Origin of the sequence: Acetivibrio cellulolyticus CD2, from assembly GCF_000179595.2 — a bacterium.
In the GTDB taxonomy this organism is placed as follows: domain Bacteria; phylum Bacillota; class Clostridia; order Acetivibrionales; family Acetivibrionaceae; genus Acetivibrio; species Acetivibrio cellulolyticus.
The window spans coordinates 1,004,791-1,027,784 of record NZ_JH556658.1 but is presented as its reverse complement, the minus strand read 5'-3'; the positions used below and the strand labels follow the sequence as shown (position 1 = coordinate 1,027,784).

18 protein-coding genes are annotated in these 22,994 nt (G+C 35.5%); 15 read left to right on the top strand and 3 right to left on the bottom strand.

From position 1 onward, the window contains the following. Nucleotides 1-90 precede the first annotated feature (90 nt). The gene (locus ACECE_RS0219910) at nt 91-999 is read right to left on the bottom strand and encodes a helix-turn-helix domain-containing protein (RefSeq protein WP_235715976.1); all 909 of its coding nucleotides are present in this window, start codon (nt 997-999) and stop codon (nt 91-93) included. 102 nt (nt 1,000-1,101) lie between these two features. On the opposite strand from ACECE_RS0219910, the gene ACECE_RS0219905 reads away from it, so the two are divergent. Together ACECE_RS0219905 and uvrA are read left to right on the top strand one after the other, a co-directional pair. Next, complete coding sequence (locus ACECE_RS0219905; RefSeq protein WP_010250417.1) at nt 1,102-2,013, top strand: hypothetical protein; 912 nt, start codon at nt 1,102-1,104, stop codon at nt 2,011-2,013. Nucleotides 2,014-2,088: 75 nt separating this feature from the next. Next, nucleotides 2,089-4,956: an excinuclease ABC subunit UvrA gene (gene uvrA, locus ACECE_RS0219900; RefSeq protein WP_010250415.1), complete on the top strand. Its 2,868-nt coding sequence runs from the start codon at nt 2,089-2,091 to the stop codon at nt 4,954-4,956. Between the two features lie 69 nt (nt 4,957-5,025). On the opposite strand, the gene ACECE_RS32125 is transcribed toward uvrA, so the two are convergent. Further along, the gene (locus tag ACECE_RS32125) at nt 5,026-5,151 is read right to left on the bottom strand and encodes a hypothetical protein (protein WP_268871027.1); all 126 of its coding nucleotides are present in this window, start codon (nt 5,149-5,151) and stop codon (nt 5,026-5,028) included. Nucleotides 5,152-5,404: 253 nt separating this feature from the next. Here ACECE_RS32125 and ACECE_RS0219890 point away from each other — a divergent pair, with 253 nt between their 5' ends. The 4 genes from ACECE_RS0219890 to ACECE_RS0219875 all read left to right on the top strand — a co-directional run bounded on the left by ACECE_RS0219890 (nt 5,405) and on the right by ACECE_RS0219875 (nt 7,748). Further along, a complete protein-coding gene (locus tag ACECE_RS0219890; protein ID WP_010250413.1) occupies nt 5,405-6,553 on the top strand; it encodes a DUF116 domain-containing protein in 1,149 nt (382 codons plus the stop codon). Nucleotides 6,554-6,580: 27 nt separating this feature from the next. Continuing rightward, a complete protein-coding gene (locus ACECE_RS0219885; protein ID WP_010250411.1) occupies nt 6,581-6,937 on the top strand; it encodes a hypothetical protein in 357 nt (118 codons plus the stop codon). 33 nt (nt 6,938-6,970) lie between these two features. After that, entirely contained in the window at nt 6,971-7,240 is a 270-nt protein-coding gene (locus tag ACECE_RS0219880; protein ID WP_010250409.1) for a hypothetical protein, read from the top strand. 169 nt (nt 7,241-7,409) lie between these two features. Next, nucleotides 7,410-7,748 (top strand): hypothetical protein, encoded by a 339-nt coding sequence (locus tag ACECE_RS0219875; protein WP_010250407.1) that lies wholly within the window; start codon nt 7,410-7,412, stop codon nt 7,746-7,748. 273 nt (nt 7,749-8,021) lie between these two features. Here ACECE_RS0219875 and ACECE_RS0219870 read toward each other — a convergent pair whose 3' ends face one another. Then, nucleotides 8,022-9,593 carry a family 43 glycosylhydrolase gene (locus ACECE_RS0219870; RefSeq protein ID WP_051033589.1) on the bottom strand — a complete coding sequence of 524 codons (1,572 nt, stop codon included), beginning with the start codon at nt 9,591-9,593 and terminating at the stop codon, nt 8,022-8,024. 441 nt (nt 9,594-10,034) lie between these two features. Here ACECE_RS0219870 and ACECE_RS0219865 point away from each other — a divergent pair, with 441 nt between their 5' ends. From ACECE_RS0219865 to ACECE_RS0219825, 9 genes are all read left to right on the top strand, one after another. After that, entirely contained in the window at nt 10,035-11,696 is a 1,662-nt protein-coding gene (locus ACECE_RS0219865; RefSeq protein WP_010250403.1) for an endo-1,4-beta-xylanase, read from the top strand. A gap of 199 nt (nt 11,697-11,895) precedes the next feature. After that, nucleotides 11,896-13,404: a carbohydrate-binding protein gene (locus tag ACECE_RS0219860; RefSeq protein WP_010250401.1), complete on the top strand. Its 1,509-nt coding sequence runs from the start codon at nt 11,896-11,898 to the stop codon at nt 13,402-13,404. Nucleotides 13,405-13,683: 279 nt separating this feature from the next. Next, a complete protein-coding gene (locus tag ACECE_RS0219855) occupies nt 13,684-16,017 on the top strand; it encodes a dockerin type I repeat-containing protein (RefSeq protein ID WP_010250399.1) in 2,334 nt (777 codons plus the stop codon). A 367-nt stretch (nt 16,018-16,384) separates the two neighbouring features. Beyond that, nucleotides 16,385-17,968 (top strand): DUF3369 domain-containing protein, encoded by a 1,584-nt coding sequence (locus ACECE_RS0219850; RefSeq protein WP_040428786.1) that lies wholly within the window; start codon nt 16,385-16,387, stop codon nt 17,966-17,968. Nucleotides 17,969-17,988: 20 nt separating this feature from the next. Beyond that, complete coding sequence (locus tag ACECE_RS0219845; protein WP_010250395.1) at nt 17,989-18,972, top strand: ABC transporter substrate-binding protein; 984 nt, start codon at nt 17,989-17,991, stop codon at nt 18,970-18,972. Nucleotides 18,973-19,122: 150 nt separating this feature from the next. After that, nucleotides 19,123-20,694: a sensor histidine kinase gene (locus ACECE_RS29690; RefSeq protein ID WP_010250393.1), complete on the top strand. Its 1,572-nt coding sequence runs from the start codon at nt 19,123-19,125 to the stop codon at nt 20,692-20,694. Nucleotides 20,695-21,008: 314 nt separating this feature from the next. Next, nucleotides 21,009-21,374 carry a GntR family transcriptional regulator gene (locus ACECE_RS0219835; protein ID WP_010250391.1) on the top strand — a complete coding sequence of 122 codons (366 nt, stop codon included), beginning with the start codon at nt 21,009-21,011 and terminating at the stop codon, nt 21,372-21,374. Next, a complete protein-coding gene (locus ACECE_RS0219830; protein ID WP_010250389.1) occupies nt 21,374-22,249 on the top strand; it encodes an ABC transporter ATP-binding protein in 876 nt (291 codons plus the stop codon). The genes ACECE_RS0219835 and ACECE_RS0219830 overlap by 1 nt, the downstream gene beginning before the upstream one ends. Next, a complete protein-coding gene (locus ACECE_RS0219825; protein WP_010250388.1) occupies nt 22,249-22,986 on the top strand; it encodes a hypothetical protein in 738 nt (245 codons plus the stop codon). Before ACECE_RS0219830 ends, ACECE_RS0219825 begins: the two co-directional genes overlap by 1 nt. The last annotated feature ends 8 nt before the right edge of the window (nt 22,987-22,994 follow it).

Genomic DNA, 22,994 nt, shown 5'->3' with positions numbered 1-22,994 from the left:
TGTGCTACTATCCGAATTTCTTATGCCGTGATACACTAAAAAATATGGCACTGGAAACAGTGCCTATATATAAACTGGCACTTTAAACCATCATAAACACACAATAGGAAAATACAAATCGCACTCGCAATATTGCTTGTTACATCGGGCATAATTGATATATTGAAACCAAAAATTCTCCGTTAACCGAAACTCTATCGTTGGCATCCAACTGTTGTGAATGAAGTCTACAAGCTCCTTAAGATTCTTAGATGAAATCTCTTCAGGACGATGCAACCCTATATAAGTAAAAACCCCATATTTATGAGTAGGTATATGTTTTACATTCATCCCGGATGGAATAATACTCGAGGCATCCACTTGTATCGCCGGTTGATAAAAAGTATGCGAATAATCGTTGCTTGAAACTGACATGTATCCATAATATATATCTTTTTCAACAGGATTCAGTACGCTCAATCGACGTTGGTAGAAAAACTCGACGCCTAATTTGTTGGCTGTCTGGTTTAGCATATTGTCTTCGAAATCCAATCCATATGTAATTCCTGTAATCGAAAAAGCAGGTAGCACTGTTACAGACTTCAAAAAAACTAACCCACTGCCAGCATGCTGCATAAAGTCTGCATTGAAGCGGTCGAGTATATTTAGGGCAACAGGATTTCTGCGCCATTTTGCCGGAGTGGTATTAAACTCCTCCTTAAAGACTCTGTTAAAGGTTCGTTCAGAGCCAAAACCGTATTTGTCCGCTATAAAATCAACTGTATTTAGCTGACTTAAAAGATCGGACAGGGAAGTCGCGATACGACGTCTTCTGACATATTCCATAAGACCGGTTCCTGTAGCACCTTTCCAAATGCGCAGCAAGTGGAATTTAGATACGTTAACGTTATCCGATATGGCATCAAGAGTCAACTCGTCACAGAGATGGCATTCAATATATTCTGTAGTATCATTAAGGATTTTTAAAAGATAATGTTCCATATTAAGCCTCTTCAGCAATTTTTGTCCTGTTTGGTAAAACCTAACCTTGTATAATGATTATAACATAGGGTGTTATATTGTATAGGACAAAAATTGCGGTAAAAGGAAGGAGAGCAGTTTATGGATGAAAAGGAACAAGCAGAGCTTAAACTTCGCTATCAGCAAGCGATTGATCAGTTCATAGAAAAGATTAAGGATGATATAAATGTAATTGCTGTCATAGTAGGTGGCAGCGTTGCTTATGATGTCATCTGGGAGAAAAGTGATGTTGATATGACGGTGGTTGTCCGGGATCAAAAACTTTCGAGCGATAACCTTAGTATAACTGAAGAGGGTATTACCTTTAATTTGTATTTGGTACAGAGAAGTTACTTCAAGAGAGGTATGGAAGGTTCTATCGGCGGCTCTTTTTTGCAATCTTTTATGGCAAAAGGCGAAATTGTGTATACAACGGATGAGAGCCTGTATGAGTTTTTTGAAGACATAAAGCAAATCGGGGAAGATGATAGGGCTATATCAGCGTTGCATATTGCTTGCGAGTTGATTTCTAATATGCATAAAGTTGAGAAATGGATGGTTGCAAGGAAGGATTTGATGTATGCTCAGTATTTCTTTTTGAAAGCAGCAGAACAAGTTGCACACATGGAGTTATGCATCAGGGGAATTCCGACTTCCCGAACTGCCATTCAAAAAGCAATTGATTTAAATCCAGAGATCATGAAAATTATTTACCAGGAACCAATGACACATCTAATGACAGAAGCAGAATTGATCAAGGGCTTACAGAAGGTTGACTCATATTTGGAAGATAAAATAGACCTTATAAAGAAGCCGGTTATTGAATACCTCTCAGATCAGGAAATAAAAACAGTGTCAATGATTGCAAAGCGGCTTGGTACAGAAAGTCATTATATTATTAATGTATTGGATTATTTGGCTGAAAAAGAGGTAATCGATAAGGTGACCCAGCTTATAAAGTTAACGCCGAAAAGTCGTTCATCTATTGAAGAAATAGGGTTTTTGAGTATCTAACTCAACTTTTTGGGCAGCATTTATGTAATCTTTGCTGCTAACGTTACTTAATAAAAAAGAAAGGAAGTATGCAAAATGTCAATTCGTACAACTATAGAAGTATCAGGTGCAAAACAAAATAACCTTAAAAATATTTCGGTCGAAATTCCAAGAGACAAGCTGACTGTCATAACCGGAGTTTCAGGTTCGGGTAAGTCTTCTCTGGCATTTGATGTTATTTATGGCGAAGGTCAGCGGCGTTTTTTAGATTCAATCTCAAACTTTGCAAAGAGTAGGATTAGCCAACTCAAAAAAGCCAAGGTGGATTATGTACGCGGACTATCGCCGGTTATTGCTATAGAGCAGAAAAAGAGCAATAATAATCCTCGTTCAACAGTTGGAACTGTCACAGATATCAACGATTACATGCGCCTTTTATTTTCAACGGCAGGTATCGGGCAATGTCCGGAATGCGGGCATAAGTTGAAACAATTGTCGGCTGCACAAATAGCAGAGCATATCATGACTCTTCCTGAGGGAACAAAGATTGAACTTAGAGCCCCAGTATATAAAATATTTGGAGAGGACTATGATTTTACCTTTCACCAATTGCGTGAAAAAGGTTTCAAGAATCTGTTTGTAGACGGTGAAGCATTTTCTTTGGCGCAAAAGCGGGAATTAGATGAGAGCAGGGAATATCATATTGAACTGGTCATTGATCAATTCACTCTAAAAAATGATTCCTATATACAATTAACCAAGTCCATCGAAGCTGCAATGCTGACTTTGGATGAAGACATCATGATCAAAGTGGAAGTATTAGGAGGTGTCGACGAAAAATTTTATGATGGGTTTGCATGCCCTTCTCATCATTATTCATTATGTGAAATGCAGCCTTTTCATTTTTCGTTTAATACACCAGCCAGTAGCTGTCGAACCTGTATGGGTGTAGGTATGTCTTATGTGGTGGAGCCAAGGTTTTTGATTGTGGCACCTGAAAAGAGTATCAACAAAGGCGCATTTAAGAATACAATATATAATCCTTCAGGTAAGGACAGTTACAGAACGGTAATAATGTATAGCTTATCTCAAAAGTATAACTTTAGCCTTGATACACCATTTAATGAGTTGCCTAAGGAAATCGTTGAAATCCTGCTTTACGGAACGAAAGGTGAGGTGGTTGAGATGCTGCAGCCGCCGTTCTCTCAAAAGCGTAATTGGACAGTTGGGCGAAATAGGCCATTTCAAGGCTTTGTACATGAATTTGAAAACTGGTACAAGCAATATATCCGTAAAACAGCAACATCAGAAGCTTTTGAACCTACATTTATAAAGGAGTGCATGATAGAGAAAATCTGCCCTGAATGCCATGGTGCAAGACTTAAACCTCAACGACTTCAAATTACGGTAGGTGGCAAAAATTTTGACGAACTGAGCAGGATGCAGCTTCCGGAATTATTTGAATTTTTGGAAGAACTTCGTTTTGATGCTGATATTGAAGAGGTGGCAAGTACTATCGTCCGTGAGATTAATACTCGCTTGGAGCTTTTGATTGACATCGGTTTGCATTACATAAACTTAGGCCGGAGAAGTGATAGCATTTCCGGTGGTGAAATGCAGAGAATCAAGATGTCAACACAGATTAGCAGCGAATTAATGGGCATGCTCTACGTAATGGATGAACCAAGCATAGGCCTTCATCCAAGAGATTCAAACCGTGTCATAGAAACGATGAAAAAGTTACGTGATAACGGTAATACGGTTATCGTAGTCGAACATGATATTGAGACAATAATGAATGCTGACCATGTGGTTGAAGTTGGGCCAGGTCCAGGAGTACATGGCGGTCAAATTGTTGCACAGGGACAAATTGAGGATATTATGAACTCACCGGATTCTGTTACAGGAAAATTCCTGTCCGGCAAAGCAAAAATTCCGGTACCAAAGAAACGACGCCAGCTTGGGGATTTATTCCTATCCATTCAGGGTGCAAGAGAGAATAACCTTAAAAATGTAGATCTCGATATACCCCTTGGAGTTTTTGTCTGCGTTACTGGTGTTTCCGGTTCGGGAAAGAGTTCCATGATAAATGAAATTCTTTATAAACAATTAAAAATAGATAAAACCGGTGCAAGAATCGTATCCGGCGAGCATGATTTCATGTTTGGCGCGGAATTACTCAATAATGTCATCAATATCGACCAGACGCCTATCGGAAGGAACAGTAAGTCCAATCCGGCAACTTACATTGGTATATACGACAAGATCCGCGAAGTTTTTGCGATGGAGCCGGAGGCGGTAGCCCATGGATACAAGGAGATTGACTTTAGCCTTACCCATGCTAATGGTACACGCTGTGAGCACTGTGCCGGTGATGGTATTATTGTTACAAGCCTTCAGTTTATGGCGGATATCGAAACAATCTGTCCGGTTTGTAAGGGTATGCGTTTTTCTGAAGAGGGACTAGAAATTAAGTATAAGGGCAAGAATATTGCTGAAGTCCTGGAGATGACAGTTGAAGAAGCGCTTGTGTTTTTTAAGGAAAACCGTTATTTAAAACATAAACTGGGCATTATGAATGAACTTGGGCTTGGTTATATGCGTCTTGGACAAAGTTCAACGACTCTGTCAGGCGGGGAAGCGCAAAGGGTAAAGCTGGCTTATGAATTGGCCAAGATCAAGAGGGGTGCGCATAATTTATATATATTGGATGAACCTACAACAGGACTTCATTTATCAGATATTCAAAAGCTGTTGGACTGCCTTGGAAGATTGGTCGATATGGGCCATTCCGTATTTGTAATTGAGCATCACATAGACGTTATAAAATCAGCCGATTACATCATAGATATGGGCCCTGAAGGCGGTAACGGCGGGGGCTATGTTGTTGCTGAAGGAACGCCGGAACAGGTTGCCATGGTAAAAGCGTCACATACGGGAAGATATTTAAAGGAAGTTCTTTAGTAAAGAAAACTGGAAGATTAAAATAAAATTTAAGGAAAAACAAAGACAACAGTAGATTGATTTGAACCTTTATTTTTCTGTATTTACAAGAGGGTTTTTATAATTTGGATTTTTTAGTTTAATTAAACCCTCTTTAAATTCTTTATAACTTTTTTCATCCGTATTCCTTTCTTCAAATGCTAGGTCATAATCCATAAAACCATAATCCTGATACAACTAAAGCAGACGCATTTGCTAAATCTTCTTGAGTTAATCTAAGTTTGGTAAAATTTGCGTGGATTTCAATATTGTCTGAATTGTTTTGCTTTTGTTTGTAATCAGATAAGCTTATTAATGTAAAAAGACGAAAAAATAAACTTTTAGTGCAGGTCTTCGTATTATGAAGAAGTGAGATGTATTTTCAGGATGATTTATTTTATGCTATTATTATTTGGGGGAGGAAGATCAAATGTATGTAATAACTTATTCACTTAGAGGTAATCAGGTTGATTCAGATGAATACTATAATAATGTTGCCATATTTGCAGATCAGGTATTATCTAGGGCAGAGGACTTTTTTGCTCATTCAATAGATCCGATAGTTGAATTTTATAGTAAGGAAGAGGAATTTGCAAAAGAATATGCTATTTTGGATTTGCTAATACTGGGTGTATTGTGGAAAGTCTACAGCGGTGATGCCATGGGGCTTGACGAAATACCTGGGGATATGCTTAGGCTGCTTTCAAATGTGCGCAATAATAATGACAAGCTAAAGCCGGGAATTGACTTTTTGAGGGGGATAATGTCTACAGTTTTTTTGTCTCCTGATCTCTACGATAATATAGCTTCAATTGAACCATGTATGGGAAACTTTGATAAACTGGTTTCGTGGCTTAAGGCTACAGGCGAGTTTAATCAAGAGGTAAAAAGGCTGGAAGGCCTGAAGGAATATATAAAAACCCTCGAGGCAAAGGATGCGGTTGATTTGATTGCATCTGCGATTACATTTGCGCTGTGGTTTGAGAACAGTAGTGAAGAGAATATCGGGGAGTACACGGAAAATGTTGAAAGATATTTGAACGAATTGCGGCCAAAGCGTTATTGGCATGAGGATGTAATTTTTTGTGGCAGAAGACGAGTTGAGTACCATCTGAATATGGTAGGTGCGGAGATTATGAATAGAGCTTTTAAGGGGGCTTTTATAAAAGTAGGTAAAAAGCTTCTTTTGCTGCCTGCATGCATGAGATTACATCCGGCTTCAAAATGTAAGGCGAAAGAGACGGAAGCTGGTATCATGTGTGCGAGGTGTTCTGCTGATTGTCAGGTTAATCAACTGACCAAGTTAGGCAGTGAGTGTAATTTTGGTGTTGTTATTGTTCCTCACGAATCTTCCATTTCTGCGGCTGTGCCAGGTGAAAGCGTATTTGGCAGTGATACTGGAGTTATTGGAGTTGCATGTGTGCTGAATCTTATATCAGGTGGCTTGAAGCTCAAGGAGATGGGTGTTCCGGCTCAATGTGTGTTGCTTGATTATTGCGGCTGTAAGAATCACTGGCATGATGAAGGGATGCCGACTTGTATTAATGTTGGGAAGTTGAAGGAGATTTTAGATATATAAGTTTTGAAAAAATAGGCCGTTTTTTATTTGAATTCATCAAAGGGAATTGTAACACCAAATAGGAGATGCTGGGAAGTATGGAAACGAAAATCTTCACCTCTGGAACATAATGCAGGACATAATGGAACACGTTATTCTCCTTATACATCTTGGACTACTAACCCTAATGTAGCTGAAAATTTTGCACTTTCGCCAATTAAAATTGGTAAAGGTGGTGTGGTTCTTAAAGTTGAAGTTCCTCGGTCTAGAATTATACAAAGCCCAAATACAAAAGAAGTTCTATTGTTTAAAAATGGGGAAATAGTTTCGGAGTCAGAAGTTTTTTTAAAGGGAAAAATACTTGTAAATGAATCAAATATAACGAAGATACTACCATTACAATAAGTGTAAACTAAAACGATTTATAGAGGTGTTATTATGAGTGTGAAATTTCCTGCAATTTCGAATTCGCAATTTGCCCTAGTATTTTGTGAATCAGATACTGGTATTGTTTTATACAAAGATTTACAGAGATTTATTGGACAAGGTGATTATTATTATGTTTTTGATTCTCTTAAAGAAGCAGAAAATTTTGCGTTAGAAATTACAAATGAAAATCCCAATATTGATGGTGTAATCTATAATCATGAAAATTCTAGAGTAAAAACAATAAGTAATGAAAGTTATATTCCTCAAATAAGAAAGTAGATCTGTACGTATAATGGATCCAGTACCTTCAAGAGGTAATTCTCCTGCTTATCCTAATGGGTATATAAAATATGAAAATAGTGGACAACAAGGAGTTGACCCAATTACAGGGAAAACACTTCCTAATAGTCAGTCACATTTTCCATTAAACTAGAGATGAGGGATATATATGGAAAAAACATTTGAAAATGGATTAGTTTCACAAATAATTAGTTTTGAACTTATTGATGATTATTGGCAACTAAAAACTGATGAATATGTAGCCAATATATATAATCCTCTCAAAATAACTGATATGAGTGGTAAAAATCTCGAGCTTAATCACTGTGTTATGGCAGAGATAAAAAATTGCATGATAACTAGTGTTAATTATCAGGCAGGAACTTCAATAGATTATGTTTTGGACGTAGGCAAAAAACTAATTGTATCTTTGAAAGATAATGACTATACTGGACCAGAAGCATTGACAATATACTTTAAGACTGGTGAAATAATAACGGTTGAATAAGTAAAAAAACTATATTATAGAGTATTAGATAACTTTAGATACAAAGCCAAGCAGTTTTTATCCTTATGCCTTAATAGCAAAATAACTAAGCAGAATGAAATGTGCTTACTTAAAGGAGTTCAATCCAATACATATAGTGTATAACAGTCGGGATATATCAACAATCCCGGCTGTTTCCCTATTACCCGAAAATAAATATTCATTCCATCCAAACTCGATTGCAATAGAAAAGCCGGGAGTATCAATGCTCCCGGCAGGTCAAACTCTACAAAATCAGTTGAAAGAAGATATCATACCTAGTAAGTATTGTCTTATCAATGCAAAGTCGATAGCGTTTGCATTGCCGTCCATATTAACGTCGGCATTTAACAAATTATCTCCTGTAAGTGGAGTTGTGCCTAGTAAATGCAGCTTCAATAGTGCAAAATCTATTGAGTTAACATTTCCATCATCATTTAAATCGCCTAAAATTCTTGGTTTTGTTGTAGGGGCAGGGGTAGACGTTGGTATTATATCTGAATTAAATTTCCACGAACTAAAATTAAATAAATAATCACTTGCACCTGTAAATTTAAGAAATAAGTCATGAACACCAGTTGCACCACTGACTGAACATGATTTCGTTGCCCAAGTTTGCCAACCACCTGTTCCTTCTATATTACAAGTTCCAACTAATTTACCGGTTGAGCTGTCAAGCCTGATTTCAATATTTCCGCCGGCTGTATTGCTTGCCACTCTGGCATCAAAACTTGTTGCATTACTGGTACCAAAATCAACTCCTTTGATTTGGATCCAGTCGCCATTCTGTATAAAGGAAACATTACGATCGCCTTCACTACATACTTCAGTTTCAGTGCCGGATTCCTTGCTCATGTTTACAGCAGTGTTTTTGACATAAGGATTGACATATTTAAGTTGTTTCAAACTATCTGAGGTTGGAACTACCTGCTTAATAGTTCCGTCAGAGTTGTAAAACATCTGATCAATAGCTACATTTCTTTGATATGCAGGTTCTACTCCACGTTGTTTAGCTACATTTCTGTTGTGATAGATAGTATACCAATTACCCATAAATTCTATAGTGACATGATGGTTATTATTGCTATAATTGTCAGGTGGCTGTGGTAATAAAACTCCCGTATATGTAAAACCTGTGGTAGGTTTGTCACTCATCATATACTCAATCTTGGATGCACCTTGTGAAAAATCGCTGGCATATGAAAAATAATATTTTCCTTTGTACTTATGCATCCATGAAGCTTCAAAAAAGCGAGGAGCACTCATTGTTGTAGCAGAACCCACTGTGCTTATCATATCATTACCCAGTTTGATAACCCTGATATTGTTTTGTCCGTTTCCTCCAAAATACATGTATGCTTGTCCGTCATCATCAACAAAAACACCAGGGTCAAACAACCACATATTAGTTGCGGGTTGCACTCCAGGGGTATTTCCAGTTATCAAAGCACTTGGAAGAGGATCTTTGAAGGGTCCGGTAGGACTGTCACTCACTGCTACTCCAATCCCGTTTCCTCCATTGCCATAATACAGATAAAATTTATTGTTGCGGTATACAATTGAAGGAGCCCATGAAACTCCTGCCCAACTGGAATCTTTTTTGGCATTAAAAACTTCTCCATGGTCTGTCCAGTTTTTTAAATCATCCGTGGATATACAGGTTATATCGGGGATATTGTAAGTTTTCTGACCGTCTGTAGCATCTGCGTCGTGTGAACAGTAAACATAAAGCCTACCGTTATATACTACTGCAGCTGGGTCTGCAGTATAACGTTGAGAAAAAATTGGATAATCTGCCAATCCTCTTTCGGGAATGAGGAAAATCATAATACTAATAGTAAAGACTATCACCCATACCCTGCTAAATTTTTTAAACACATAAACCACTCCCTTTAATTTATTTTAATTTTTTTACTAGAAAACTGACCAAATCAGCTGCGTGTGTTGTTTGAATCTTCAAGCCCTATTGTAATGACTTTTTTTTAAGTATATACTATTTATATTACTATTTCGTAATACACGCATTTTTTTAGTTGGGAATCTATAAAAAATTCTATTTATTCTATGAATGTACATTTCTTTTTAGCATCGAAAAATCTACCGACGAGGTCTTAACTGTAAGGTTACGACTTTTTTAAGATATAATAAAAATCCCCGCTTAAAATAAGTATTTACTTCGAATATGTAATATAGAATGTATCTGTTACTCTTAAAATTAAGAGTTACAGACCTATATAAAATTATTATTTAGTTTGAGGAGGAAAATGTATGAGTGTATCAAAAACAAAAAAGGTCTTATCTGTTGTTTTATGTGCAGCTATGCTTTTTTGCACGTTAATGCAGGCTGGAACTGCAGAGGCTGCGATGGCTACAGGTAAGGAAAAATGGGTTGGAAACATATGGGCCGATGGAAATGCACCTACTCGTTTTGCAGACTATTGGAATCAGTTGACACCTGAAAATTCCACAAAATGGGGACCTAGCGAGCCCCAACAGGGCGTGTACAATTTCAGTGCAGCTAAATCAATGTATAATTACTGTAAAACAAATAAAATTCCTTTTAAATTCCATACTCTAGTATGGGGATCACAGTATCCAAGTTGGTTAAGCAATATTTCCGGCACTGCTAGAAAAGCAGCAGTTGAAAACTGGATAAAAGCTGCTGCACAAAATTTCCCTGATGCAGAGTATGTTGATGTTGTAAACGAAGCTATGCCAGGACATGCTCCTTTCCCATTTAAAAATGATATTGGTGGTGACAATGGCCTGTATGGTACTGGCTGGGACTGGATAGTGTGGTCATTTGAGATGGCGCGCAAGTATTTTCCGAATTCCAAGCTGTTGATCAATGACTATAATGTTCTGAATGAATGGTCTTGTCTTGATAACTATATCAAAGTAGTTAATATACTAAAAGATAGAAAATTGATTGATGGTGTTGGATGTCAATCCCATGGACTTGAAAAAACAAGTGCTGCAAATCTAAAGTCAAGACTGGATAGACTTGCAGCAACAGGAGTACCGATATATATTTCCGAATTGGATTTAGATATTGCAGATGATAATACACAGAAAAGCAAGATGCAGGAGCTATTTCCTGTAATGTATGAACATTCAGCAGTAAAAGGTATTACGCTATGGGGGTATGTACAAGGTCGTACTTGGATTCCTAATTCTCATCTGTTGCTCAGCAACGGTTCTGAAAGGCCTGCACTTACATGGTTAAAACAATATATGGCTAGTGTTAACCCGGGAACACCTACTCCTACTACAACAGCTGTTTCTACTGCCACGCCTATATCTACTGCCACACCTGTTCCTACTGCTACACCTGGTCCGAGATCTGCTTTTACACAGATAGAAGCAGAAGAGTATAACAATGTTAATTCTTCAACTATTGAAAAAGTAGGGACAGCAAACGGTGGAAGCGGTTTGGGATATATTAATAATGGCGATTATACAGTATATAGCAAGGTAGACTTCGGAAGCGGGGCAACATCATTCAAAGCGCTTGTTGCAGATGCGGGTACTGCTAATATTGAATTGAGGTTAAATAGTCCAACAGGCACCATTATAGGTACTTTATCGGTAGCGGAAACAGGCGGCTGGAATACATATAAGGAGCAAACGTGCAGTATTAGCAAAACTTCGGGAGTCAATGACTTGTATCTTGTATTTTCAGGTGGAGTAAATATTGACTGGTTCACGTTTGGTGCGGGAAGTGAGCCGGGAACTAAAGGTGATTTGAATGGTGATCTAAAAGCCAATTCGATAGACTTTGGATTATTGAGACTGCATTTGCTTGGAGGGACTCAGCTTACAGGAAATAATCTTTTAAATGCGGATGTTAATGGAGACGGACAGGTGAACTCTATCGACCTTGCATTGATGAGACAGTATTTACTTGGTATTATATCTTCCTTCAATTAATTTAAATATACATTTGAACATGACCTAAACCAGTGGTTTAGGTCATGTTTCAAATCTGGGTGACGCAATATAAACTCTATTGACTTTGCATTAATGAGGCAATATTTCTGGGTAAGATATATTCATTTACATAAAAGTTTATTATCAAAAATGCAATATAATAAATTTACACTAACAGTCTTTTAAGGGAGGTCAAAACATGACAAAAAAAGTTTTATCAGCTTTATCCATTGGTCTGGCCTTGATAACATCCTTTGTTTTTACAGCAAGCACTTCGACTGCGGCCATACAACCAACTATACCGCCATCAGGATACGACCAAGTCAGAAACAATATTTCACATGGTCAGGTCTTAAATATCTCTTATTATTCCAATGCAACAAAGAGCCAGCGACCAGCAAGAGTATATCTGCCTTCAGGGTATTCAAGCAGCAATAAATACAGCGTAATGTATTTATTGCACGGAATTGGAGGAAGTGAGAATGACTGGACTTTAGGTGGAGGCAGTGCTAATGTTATAGCCGATAATCTCATAGCTGATGGGAAAATCAAACCCTCAATAATAGTAATGCCCCAATGTAACGCTGAGTTGCCTGGAGATGCTACGAACTATGGTTATGAACGTTTTACAGATGATTTGATTTACAGCCTTGTACCTTACATCGAATCAAAATATTCTGTTGATACTGATCCGCTCCATAGGTCAATATCTGGACTCTCAATGGGCGGGGGGCAATCTTTTAATATCGGGTTACCACATGTGGATATGTTCCCTTATGTTGGAGCCTATTCCGCAGCACCCAACACCTATTCGAGTGACAAACTGTTTCCGGATGGCGGGACTAAAGCGAAGCAAAATCTGAAACTTTTGTTTATTTGCTGCGGAACCAGTGACGGCCTTATTAGTTTTGGGCGAAATGTACACACCTTTTGCGATTCTAAAAGTATTCCCAACACCTATTGGGAACTTGAGGGAAGACCTCACGACTGGAGTGTTTGGAAACCGGGTCTGTGGAATTATCTCCAAATGCTAGAGGACGTTGGGTATACATCTCAGACCACATCAACTCCACCCCCAGAAGCAAGTCCAAGGCCTGCTTTTACAAAGATCGAAGCAGAAGACTTCAACAACCTATCGGGAATAGAGACCGAAAGCTGTACCGAAGGTGGTCTGAGTGTAGGGTATATTGAGAACGGTGATTATGTTGTGTACAACAAAATTGATTTCGGTAATGGAGCAGAAAGTTTTCAGGCTAGAGTAGCAAGCAGCGCCAGTGGAGGAAATATAGAGATCAGGCTTGATAGTATTACCGGTCCTTTAGTAGGGACTTGCCCGGTTAAGGGAACTGGCGGTTGGCAGGACTGGGTTGATGCAACATGTGATGTCAGCGGTGCAGAAGGTATTCACGATCTTTACTTAAAATTTACGGGCGGAAGCGGTTACCTGTTTAATATCAACTGGTGGAAGTTCAGTGGTGCGCAGCCATCTCCTACTCCTACTTCTTCCGTAATTAAAGGCGATTTAAATGGTGATGGAAATATTAATTCAATAGACTTTGCATTATTTAGACAGCATTTACTCGGTACGACTCTACTTACAGAAAAGTACATTTCCAATGCTGATGTTAATGCAGACGAACAGGTAAATTCTATTGACTTTGCGTTGATGAGACAATATTTACTGGGCATTATAAAGGTTTTCTCGTGAACAAAATCTGATAACAACACCTACGCATAAAAGTAACCCACTTTAGTATAAAACCTCGTGAACTTAGCTTTCACGAGGTTTTTTTGAGGAATTTGCCAGGTTAGGATCCCAAAAAGAGTCATTATACTACTTCCATTACTATTTTACTGCTTGTATAGGTGGTTTAATAAAAATGTGGAAATGAAGTACTTGACATGATAGAATATGGCTAAGATGGTTGATATAAGATAAAAATAAAATACTATATAAAATAAAAATAATATTTAAGGGGATGATTGTATGAAGAGAAAGTTTTTGGCGATGCTACTTGTTTTGACATGTATTTTTTCGTGTTGTAGAGTTGCATATGGTATTGCCCCCCCACCTAGAATCGAAGGTTATATCAGTTTGCCGGAAGGAAAAGTGGCACCACCTGGTGGAATTAAGCTGAAGGTAATTGCAGAAAATTCACAATCAGCCGAAACACGTGAAATTACAATAAATGAAGGAAAAAGAGTTGCATATTATGGCTTTACAGTATATTCTATGGCTGGCGGGCTAGAGATTAGGTGTGAATTGATAACACCTGTTGAAGGCTATTATGATGTCAGTTACTACACAGGAAGTAGTCAGAAACCCTTTAAAAGTGATGCTGTTAAGCTCACAGATATAGGTAGTAGAAACGATATTAATATTACTTTAGTAGAAAGCAAAAAGGTAACAGGTGAAATAATACTTCCTGATGAAGTGTCTTTACAAAGAGATTCTTCTGTTACTGTAAGCTTTGTTGCACAAAGTGAACCTGATCTTGTAGTTGATTCAGATCAAATACCAGATATATATTTTTCGAAGGATGTAAATGCGGTTATAAAAAAAGGGGAAAAAAGCGGAGCATTTGAAGTTGATCTTCCTGTTTATTCCGGTGGTTATTACTCTAATTACAAATTAATCGACTATATTTCCGGAATTAGGCCCGATTCGAACAAATTTGAAGATGGTAATAAACTGCTGGAAGATTCGAATATTAGTATGGTTCTTGGTAAAGGTAATGTAATAAGCGGTGTAGTAAGGCTCCCGGAAGGTGAAGTTGCTGGAGAAGGAGGTTTTCCTGTAAAAATTGCCGCGTTATACTTTAAGTCACCTATAACTGATAATGAATCAACCAATATTCCAAGTTATACTGACAGGGAGGTAATAATACCTGAAGGTGAAAACTCCATTGGTTATGAAATCACTGTTTACCCGGAATACTCAGAATATTATATACGGTATAGTTTAAATACAAATAGTTATGTAAATACAGGATATTATAGTCCAACAGGCACTGTAGCCAAACTTGACAAGGATAATTGCGCAGTCAATGTAACTGAAAATATTAAGGATATAGATCTTTCCGTCATGAGTGGAGTGAAGCTCTCCGGAAAGCTTATGTGTCCTGGGGGAGAAGAAGCAACTGAAGATTTAACCGGCATATTGACGTTATACAATAATTATTATTTTGCAGATTATAAATATGTTATTGAAAAAGGTAGCAATTTTACAACATTTGAGTTAAATATTCCAGCGGATTTGGAAGATTTTATTTTAAGATATGAAACAGCTGCTCCTAAATATGCCAGTATGGGTTTTTACAATGATGATGGGACTACAATCGATAATACAAAAGCCCAATTGCTTAATGCAAAAGACAGTTCAATTGAAAATATTCAATTCTATCTTTGGGAGAATAAAAAAATAAGCGGCGAAATAAGGCTTCCTGAGGATATGGAGAGTATTGGTACACCCCAAAAATATGAGATTGAAGCATTGGTTAAAGCTAAATATAAACCCTATAATATAGTTGCAAATGCAATTTGTACTATTGAACCTTTCGGACGAATTGCTTCGTTTGAACTATATGTGCCTGAGGGATATGCTGAAGTAATTCTATCCTGTTCACTTATCAATGATCTTCCATTAGTATTGGATAGCTATCTTGGTGAAAATGGAATGGTACTTGATAGTGAGAATGCAAAAGTTATTAATCCTGGTCAACCGGGTTCTTCTGATCTCGAGTTGGTGCCAATTAAGGGAGAAAGGATCTCAGGAGTAATAACAGTGGATGAAGAGTATCAATATGTGAAATATAGCGGAATAATTAATCTTGCATATGTTTTTGATGTAGCAGGATATTATTCATATGGTGATGTTAGAGTTAAATGGGAAGATGATACATCTGATTCTCAAAAATTCTTTATAAATATACCCCCAAGATATATGGGAGAAAAATTCAAAATTATGTTATATCCATATAATTATTATTCAGACCCGTTTTGCCTGGGAGAGAATGGTGTAATAACGCTAGATCCGGATAAGGCAAAAGTATTTACATATGATGGAGTAGACATCGAAAATCTGGAAATATCATTTGGAAAATCGCCTTCTGCATTGTATGGAGATGTTGATAATGATGGCAATATTAATTCTATAGACTTGGCAAAGTTAAGAGGTTATCTATTGGGAATGATTGGTCAGGATGAAATTAATCTCAAGAATTCCGATGTATTTGTGGACGGAAATGTAAATTCATTTGATTTAGCAATGTTAAGAAAGTATTTGCTGAGAATAATTTACAAACTGCCAGCAGTTTTATAGGGTGATTGGCAAATAAAAACTTCGTTTCAAAGAAGCTGAATCTTGAAAAAGAGCTGTTGAACTAAAATTAGTTTGACAGCTCTTTAAAGTTCTCAAAAATTTAACGAAATTTATAATGTTCTAATGCCTTTTGCCTGCCAGTCACAACTGCGACTTTATACACTTCCAAATAGATTTGTATTATTTTATTAATGATTTTTGCCGAAAAATTTATAAACAGGGCTTTTATTTTTGGTTCAATCATGCAAAATCAAGTGCATTCATAATCAACAGTGGTACTTGCTAAATTTTTATGCCTAATTGATTTAAAATACATGTGATTTCTTAATAAAAACAAAAGGAAGGAAAACCTTAAATGCATGATTCTATGGATTATAATAATTTAATAACAGATGAAGATGATGTTATCTTTATAGAAGATGATGTTATAAGTATTGAAGACGATGAATATCAGCCTAAAGACGATGCAGAAAACGCATGGAAGGTTTTAGTGGTTGATGATGATAAATCGGTACATGATATTACAAAAAGAGTACTCGATGGTTTTGTCTTGGATGGAAAGAGCTTGAGAATTTATAACGCATATAATGCTGACGAAACTAAAAAGATATTAAATGAACACCCGGACATAGCATTGATTTTATTAGATGTTGTTATGGAGGAATATGATACCGGGCTTCAGTTGGTTAAGTATGTAAGGGATGAACTAAAAAACAAAATGGTCAGGATAATTTTAAGGACAGGACAACCTGGCTATTCGCCCGAAAAAGAAGTTGTAATTAATTATCATATTAACGATTATAAATTAAAAACAGATTTAACCAGCGAAAAGATGATTGTTTCTGTTGTAACAGCATTGAGGTCATATAAAGATTTGGTTTCACTCGATTTAGATAGAATGGGTCTTAGAAAGATTATACAATCCACACCTAATTTATATAAAAACAAATCTTTCAGGTATTTTATAAATGGAATTTTAGAACAATTAACATCAATACTTCATCTTGATATGGATGCTATATATTGTAGAAGTTCCGGACTGGCTTTATCTGTAAACCAAAATAGATTTATAATTGAAGCTGCTACCGGCGATTATAAGGAGTATATAAATAAAGATATAAACGAAGTGTTAGCGGATAATATTTTAGAATTATGCAAAGCTGCGATAACATTAAAGAAAACTATATTTACAGAAGATGGTTTTGCATCATATTTTAATAGTTCATGGGGGACAGAAAACGTAATTTATATTAAATCCAATACAATTTTAAAAGAATGGGATATTGATCTTATTAATATTGCATGTTCGAATATCTCAATAGCATTTGACAATATGTACTTGAGTATGGAGATGGATGTGTCACATAAAGAAATTATTTATACTATCGGAGAAATTGCTGAATTTAGATCTAATGAGACAGGCTTTCATATTAAGAGAGTTGCTGAATATGCATATTTGTTGGCTTTGGAAATAGGCATATCTGAACCTGAAGCTGAATGTTTAAAGATTGCTTCAACTATGCATGATGTAGGAAAGTTAGGCATACCAGATGCCATATTAAATAAGCCTGCAAAGCTTACGCCGGAGGAATTTGAAATAATAAAGAGTCATTCCAGTATAGGATATGAAATGCTTAAGAGGTCAAACGTCAAGCTAATGAAGGATGCTGCAATTATAGCATATCAGCATCATGAGAAATACAATGGAAAAGGATACCCTCAGGGATTGAAAGGCGAAGATATTGATTTATATGCAAGGATTGTATGTATAGTTGATGTAATAGATGCATTGTTAAGTAAAAGGGTATATAAAAATTCATGGAGTGTGGAAGAAGTTATTAAATACCTGCAAGATGAAAAAGGCGAACATTTTGACCCCGTTTTGGTGGAAATTGCATTAAAGAACTTTGATAAGATGTTGAAAATTCAGTCTGAATTCAAAGATGAATAAAGAGGGAGTGGGCATATATAATGAAATTAAATATTGTTCTTATCTTGATGCTTTGTTTGGCTTTAGTTTCATGCGCTGGTCCAAAAGCTGCTGAATCAAAAGAAGTTTCCAATACTCCTAAAACTTCAAAAAAGTTAATTGTCGGTTATGCGCAAATAGGTGCAGAATCTGAGTGGAGATTAGCCAATACTCGTTCAATTCAAGAAGCAGCGAAAGCAGAAAACATCGAACTTTTATTTACAGATTGCATGCAAAAACAGGAAAACCAGATCGTGGCAATCAAATCTTTTATTGCTCAAAAAGTTGATTATATCGCTTTTTCACCCGTTATAGAATCAGGTTGGAATGATGTATTAACAGCGGCCCAAAAAGCAAATATTCCGGTAATAATTGTTGACAGGAAAGCAAATGTTGATGAAAATCTTTATAAAACCTTTATAGGCTCAGATTTTTATGAAGAAGGAAGAAAAGCTGCAATTGAAATGGCTGAGTTGTTAAATAAAAAAGGTAATATATGTGAAATACAGGGTACACTTGGTTCAGATGCGGCTACAAAAAGAAAAATGGGGTTTGAAGATGAACTGAAAAAAAATTATCCGAATATGAAAATAGTTCGCTCGGAAGTCGGTGATTTTTACCGTGAAAAAGGTAATGAAATTATGAAATCTTTTTTGAAAGCAGAGGCTAAAAATATAGATGGTTTATTCGCTCATAATGATGAAATGGCACTTGGGGCAATTGAAGAAATTGAAGCATATGGAATTAAACCTGGGGTAGATATAAAAGTTATATCTGTAGATGCCGTGTCAAAGGAGATTCTTGAAACAATAAAAACCGGTAAAATCAATGCAAGTGCGGAGTGTAATCCTTATCTAGGGCCATTATTATTTGAAACAATAAGAAAGATTGAAAGAGGAGAAAAGGTCCAAAAAAATATATATTCAGATGAAAGTATTGTAACAACAAAAAATGTTGATGAATATCTTCGAAAAATAAGCTACTGATTTAGGGATAATGAAAAATAACTTTCTGTTTTCTTAACGTGACAATACCATTTAATCTAATTTTTCATTATCCAAAGCAGGAACTTATATTTTAGTCATTCCTTAATATACTGTGTAATTTTTCAGATTAATGTGTGGGAGGAGAAATCTTTGATAAAGAGTATTCTAGGCCAACTAAAAATTAAGTGGAAAAGTTTAAAGGTTACAATAAAAACTAAAATAATTGTAACATTCATGATTTCAATACTTTTATTTGGAACCTTTAATATATGGGTTATTTTAGCAACTTCGAATACTGTGGAAAGACAAAATCAAATATTATATAATTTGACAACTGCAAATAATGTTGTTGTGCTAACAACAAGTGAACTCGATCAGGAAATCAGAGAAATATGTTTTGGAAGAAAAACATTTGGTCAGGTAAAACCATATGAGATAATGGATAAACTTAATAACTATCTTATAGATGTTTCAAATTGCGTGCAATCTGACGATAGTATTGTAAAAATCGAAATCGCAAAGAACCTTAGCACTTCAATTGCAGATACTATTAAAAAGCTTGAAAATCAAATTACTTCACAAGAATCATTTTCGAATAAGACAGAAACTTTAAATGACTTTACAATAGCAACGTCAGCCCTTTGCGATAATATGCAGAAAATAATTTTTTTTGAACTTCAAAAAAGCGAAAAAATATCAGATAAGATTCAGCATGATTTTAAACATTTAATGATTGTTGATTTTGTATTAATTTTTTGTGTGCTTATTCTTCTGATATTTATAGGTTTAGTCCTATCAAACAATATATCAAGTCCAATCAGAAAACTATGTGATGTTACATCAAGTGTTGCCGAAGGTAATTTTGATGTAGACAAAATACGTATTTCCTCGAATGATGAAGTTAATGAGTTAGCGAATTCATTTAATATTATGATAGACAATTTAAAAGATAGAACGGCAAGATTAATGGAAACGCAAACACAACTTATTGAATCTGAAAAAATGGTGCTTTTAGGAAAGCTGGTAGCAGGAATAGCTCATGAAATAAATACCCCCATTGGTGTTAGTGTAATGTCTGCATCATTTATTGATGAAAAGTCAAAGGAGTTGTATAAAAAATGTACTTCAAATCAAATAAAACGCTCAGAATTGACAAGTATTTTAGAAAATATTAATGAAACAAATAATATTTTGAGTTTGAATTTACAAAGAGCGTCTGACCTTATTAAAAGCTTCAAACAAGTTGCTGTTGATCAGAGCAATGAGGAAAAAAGAAATTTTAATATCTTTGAATATCTTAATCAAAATATATTGAGTTTGACTCCGGAATTAAAAAAGAGAAAAATTAAAATAGCCATTGATGGAGATGAAAGCTTAGAGATTTGTGGTTATCCGGGTGAGTTTTCACAAGTATTTACAAACCTTGTTATGAATTCACTTAACCATGGATATGATTTAAATGATGAAGGTCTAATCTCTATAAATTTTTTTGTGGAGAACAAAATGTTCTATTTAATATATAAAGATGATGGAAAGGGCATAAAACCTGAGGTGCTGGAAAATATTTTTGAACCTTTTTTTACGACAAGAAGAAATTCTGGAGGAACAGGTTTAGGTCTTAGTGTAGTAAGAAATATTGTTAACATGAAATTTAATGGTAAAATTACGTGTGAGAGTGAATTTGGTAAATATACAATTTTTAAGATTATAATTCCATTGTAGATGAGATTGTCTCGAAGTCACAGGACAGAATATCTTTATAGGGGGAGAAAGTAATAAAATTAGGTGAATCATCAAATGAAATAGGCAAAATCGTTCATTTACCGACGAATTTTGTTATTTCTTGAATTGTTACAAATATGATTGAATTGTTGAAAATAAATTTTTGTGGAATCAATTGCCGGAATTAATAGTTCTGGCTTTTTTGCTGTTATGCATATCAAAAACATTACCAATTGTCAATTGACAAGTATCTTAATTTGTTGTATAGTTAATTACATAAGTAATGAACACAGTAACAAATGGAGGTGATAGGTTTGAACTTGGATTTTAACAGTGAGATTCCGATATATCTTCAATTGGCCCAGGCAGTTGAGGATAACATTATAAAAGGTGTATTTCAAGAGGAATCGCAGATACCATCTACTACAGAAGTATCTATTAACTATAAAATTAATCCTGCTACGGTAGCAAAGGGATTTAATATACTTGTAGATGGTGAAATAATTTATAAAAAGCGAGGAATAGGCATGTTTGTGTGTAAAGGAGCTAAGGAAAAGCTTTTGGAGAAACGCAGGAAAAACTTTTATGATAACTACGTGGAAAGCCTTATAGCAGAAGCAAAAAAGCTTGATATAGGAATAGATGAAATAAATAAAATGTTGGAGAGGAGTAAACAATAATGGGTGCAATTAAGGTAAAAAATATTACAAAGTATTATGGAAGGGTTTGCGCTTTAGACAATATATCAATCAAAATAGAACCTGATAAAATATATGGTTTGCTTGGCAGAAACGGTGCAGGAAAAAGCACTCTTCTAAACCTTATGACAAACCGCCTGTTTCCTACTGAAGGAGAAATAACTGTTGACGGGAAAAGTGTAGTAGAGAATGATAAAGCCATAGAGCAAATATATTATATGACGGAGCAAGACCTTTATCCCGGAAATATGAAGGTGAAAGACATTTTCTACTGGACAAAAGAGTTTTATCCGACTTTTGATATAGAGTATGCAACAGTTCTATGTAAAAAGTTTGAACTTGCTCCGGATAAAAAATTGAGGGAGCTCTCAACCGGCTATAAATCTATAGCTAAGTTGATTACTGCTATGGCATCAAACTCAAGGATTATAATATTTGATGAACCGGTTTTAGGACTTGATGCAAATCATAGAGATTTATTCTACAAAGAATTGCTGTCAAATTACATGGAAGACCCAAAAACAATCATACTCTCTACTCACATTATTGAGGAAATTTCGAATATATTGGAGAGGGTAATAATTATAAACGACAGAAAAATTGCAATTGATGACAGTACTGAAAACTTGCTGAAATCTGCCTATTGCGTGTCTGGAGCCTCAGCGGAAATTGATAAATACATTGCAGAGAAAAACTGTATAAATATTGATAACATGGCTTCATTTAAATCAGCAACTATACTTGGAAAAATGACGGACAACGATAAGGAAAATGTCAAAAAATTAAATCTTGAGATTACTAAAGTGGAATTACAGAAACTGTTTATACATTTAACAGGTGCAGGGGGGAAAAAGTAATGAAAGAATTAAAAGTTGCCAAATACCAAATATTTAATACAATAAATTCAATTATGATATTCTATGCAATATTCATAACTGTAATAGTATTTTTAGGAGTATTAACCAGAACTATTGAGGGAAGTTCAAGTTCCGGCCTTGAAGTTTCAACAATAATATTTTTGCTGGTCGCCGGGCTCAATTCTTTTAAAAGTAATTTTAAATTAATGCAGGCAAACAACGTTTCAAGAAAAGTTTTTGTTAAGGGTTTGTTAATTGGAGTTTTCCCGATTACTTTGGCCATGTCACTCATAGATTTGATAATAAATAGGGTATATAATATCTTTATAAATTGTCCAACTATTTTTGATATGATATATGGAAACTTTAGAGGATTGAGAGAAGGTTGGATGCAATCAAATAATATCCAAACTTTGTTCGGAACAGTTATTTGGCAGTTTGCAGTTTACAGTGCAGTGTTCATATTTGGAATTTTAGTATCGCTGTGTTACTACAGAAGCAATAAAAAGTTAAAGGTTTTAATCTCAATAGTACCAGCAATGCTTGTAGTATTCTCAGCTAATATTAATCAGATACTGTTAGCTGCACTTAATATCAACATTGGTGAGATCTTCGCAAGTGCTCTTGGTTTGCAAAGTCAAAATCCATATTTAGCTGTATTTAGTTTTGCAGTTTTAGGCATATTATTTTCCATAGCTATTTACTTACTTACAAGAAAAGCAATAATAAAGGAGTAAAATGAAAG

Bases quoted from the DNA above. Each gene is read 5' to 3' on its own strand.
- ACECE_RS0219880 (WP_010250409.1), top strand. From the start codon at position 6,971: ATGAGTGTGAAATTTCCTGCAATTTCGAATTCGCAATTTGCCCTAGTA.
- ACECE_RS0219825 (WP_010250388.1), top strand. From the start codon at position 22,249: ATGAAAGAATTAAAAGTTGCCAAATACCAAATATTTAATACAATAAAT.
- ACECE_RS0219890 (WP_010250413.1), top strand. From the start codon at position 5,405: ATGTATGTAATAACTTATTCACTTAGAGGTAATCAGGTTGATTCAGAT.
- ACECE_RS0219865 (WP_010250403.1), top strand. From the start codon at position 10,035: ATGAGTGTATCAAAAACAAAAAAGGTCTTATCTGTTGTTTTATGTGCA.
- ACECE_RS0219850 (WP_040428786.1), top strand. From the start codon at position 16,385: ATGGATTATAATAATTTAATAACAGATGAAGATGATGTTATCTTTATA.
- ACECE_RS0219905 (WP_010250417.1), top strand. From the start codon at position 1,102: ATGGATGAAAAGGAACAAGCAGAGCTTAAACTTCGCTATCAGCAAGCG.
- ACECE_RS0219875 (WP_010250407.1), top strand. From the start codon at position 7,410: ATGGAAAAAACATTTGAAAATGGATTAGTTTCACAAATAATTAGTTTT.
- ACECE_RS0219845 (WP_010250395.1), top strand. From the start codon at position 17,989: ATGAAATTAAATATTGTTCTTATCTTGATGCTTTGTTTGGCTTTAGTT.
- ACECE_RS0219860 (WP_010250401.1), top strand. From the start codon at position 11,896: ATGACAAAAAAAGTTTTATCAGCTTTATCCATTGGTCTGGCCTTGATA.
- ACECE_RS32125 (WP_268871027.1), bottom strand. From the start codon at position 5,151: ATGGATTATGACCTAGCATTTGAAGAAAGGAATACGGATGAAAAAAGT.
- ACECE_RS0219855 (WP_010250399.1), top strand. From the start codon at position 13,684: ATGAAGAGAAAGTTTTTGGCGATGCTACTTGTTTTGACATGTATTTTT.
- uvrA (WP_010250415.1), top strand. From the start codon at position 2,089: ATGTCAATTCGTACAACTATAGAAGTATCAGGTGCAAAACAAAATAAC.
- ACECE_RS0219830 (WP_010250389.1), top strand. From the start codon at position 21,374: ATGGGTGCAATTAAGGTAAAAAATATTACAAAGTATTATGGAAGGGTT.
- ACECE_RS0219870 (WP_051033589.1), bottom strand. From the start codon at position 9,593: ATGATTTTCCTCATTCCCGAAAGAGGATTGGCAGATTATCCAATTTTT.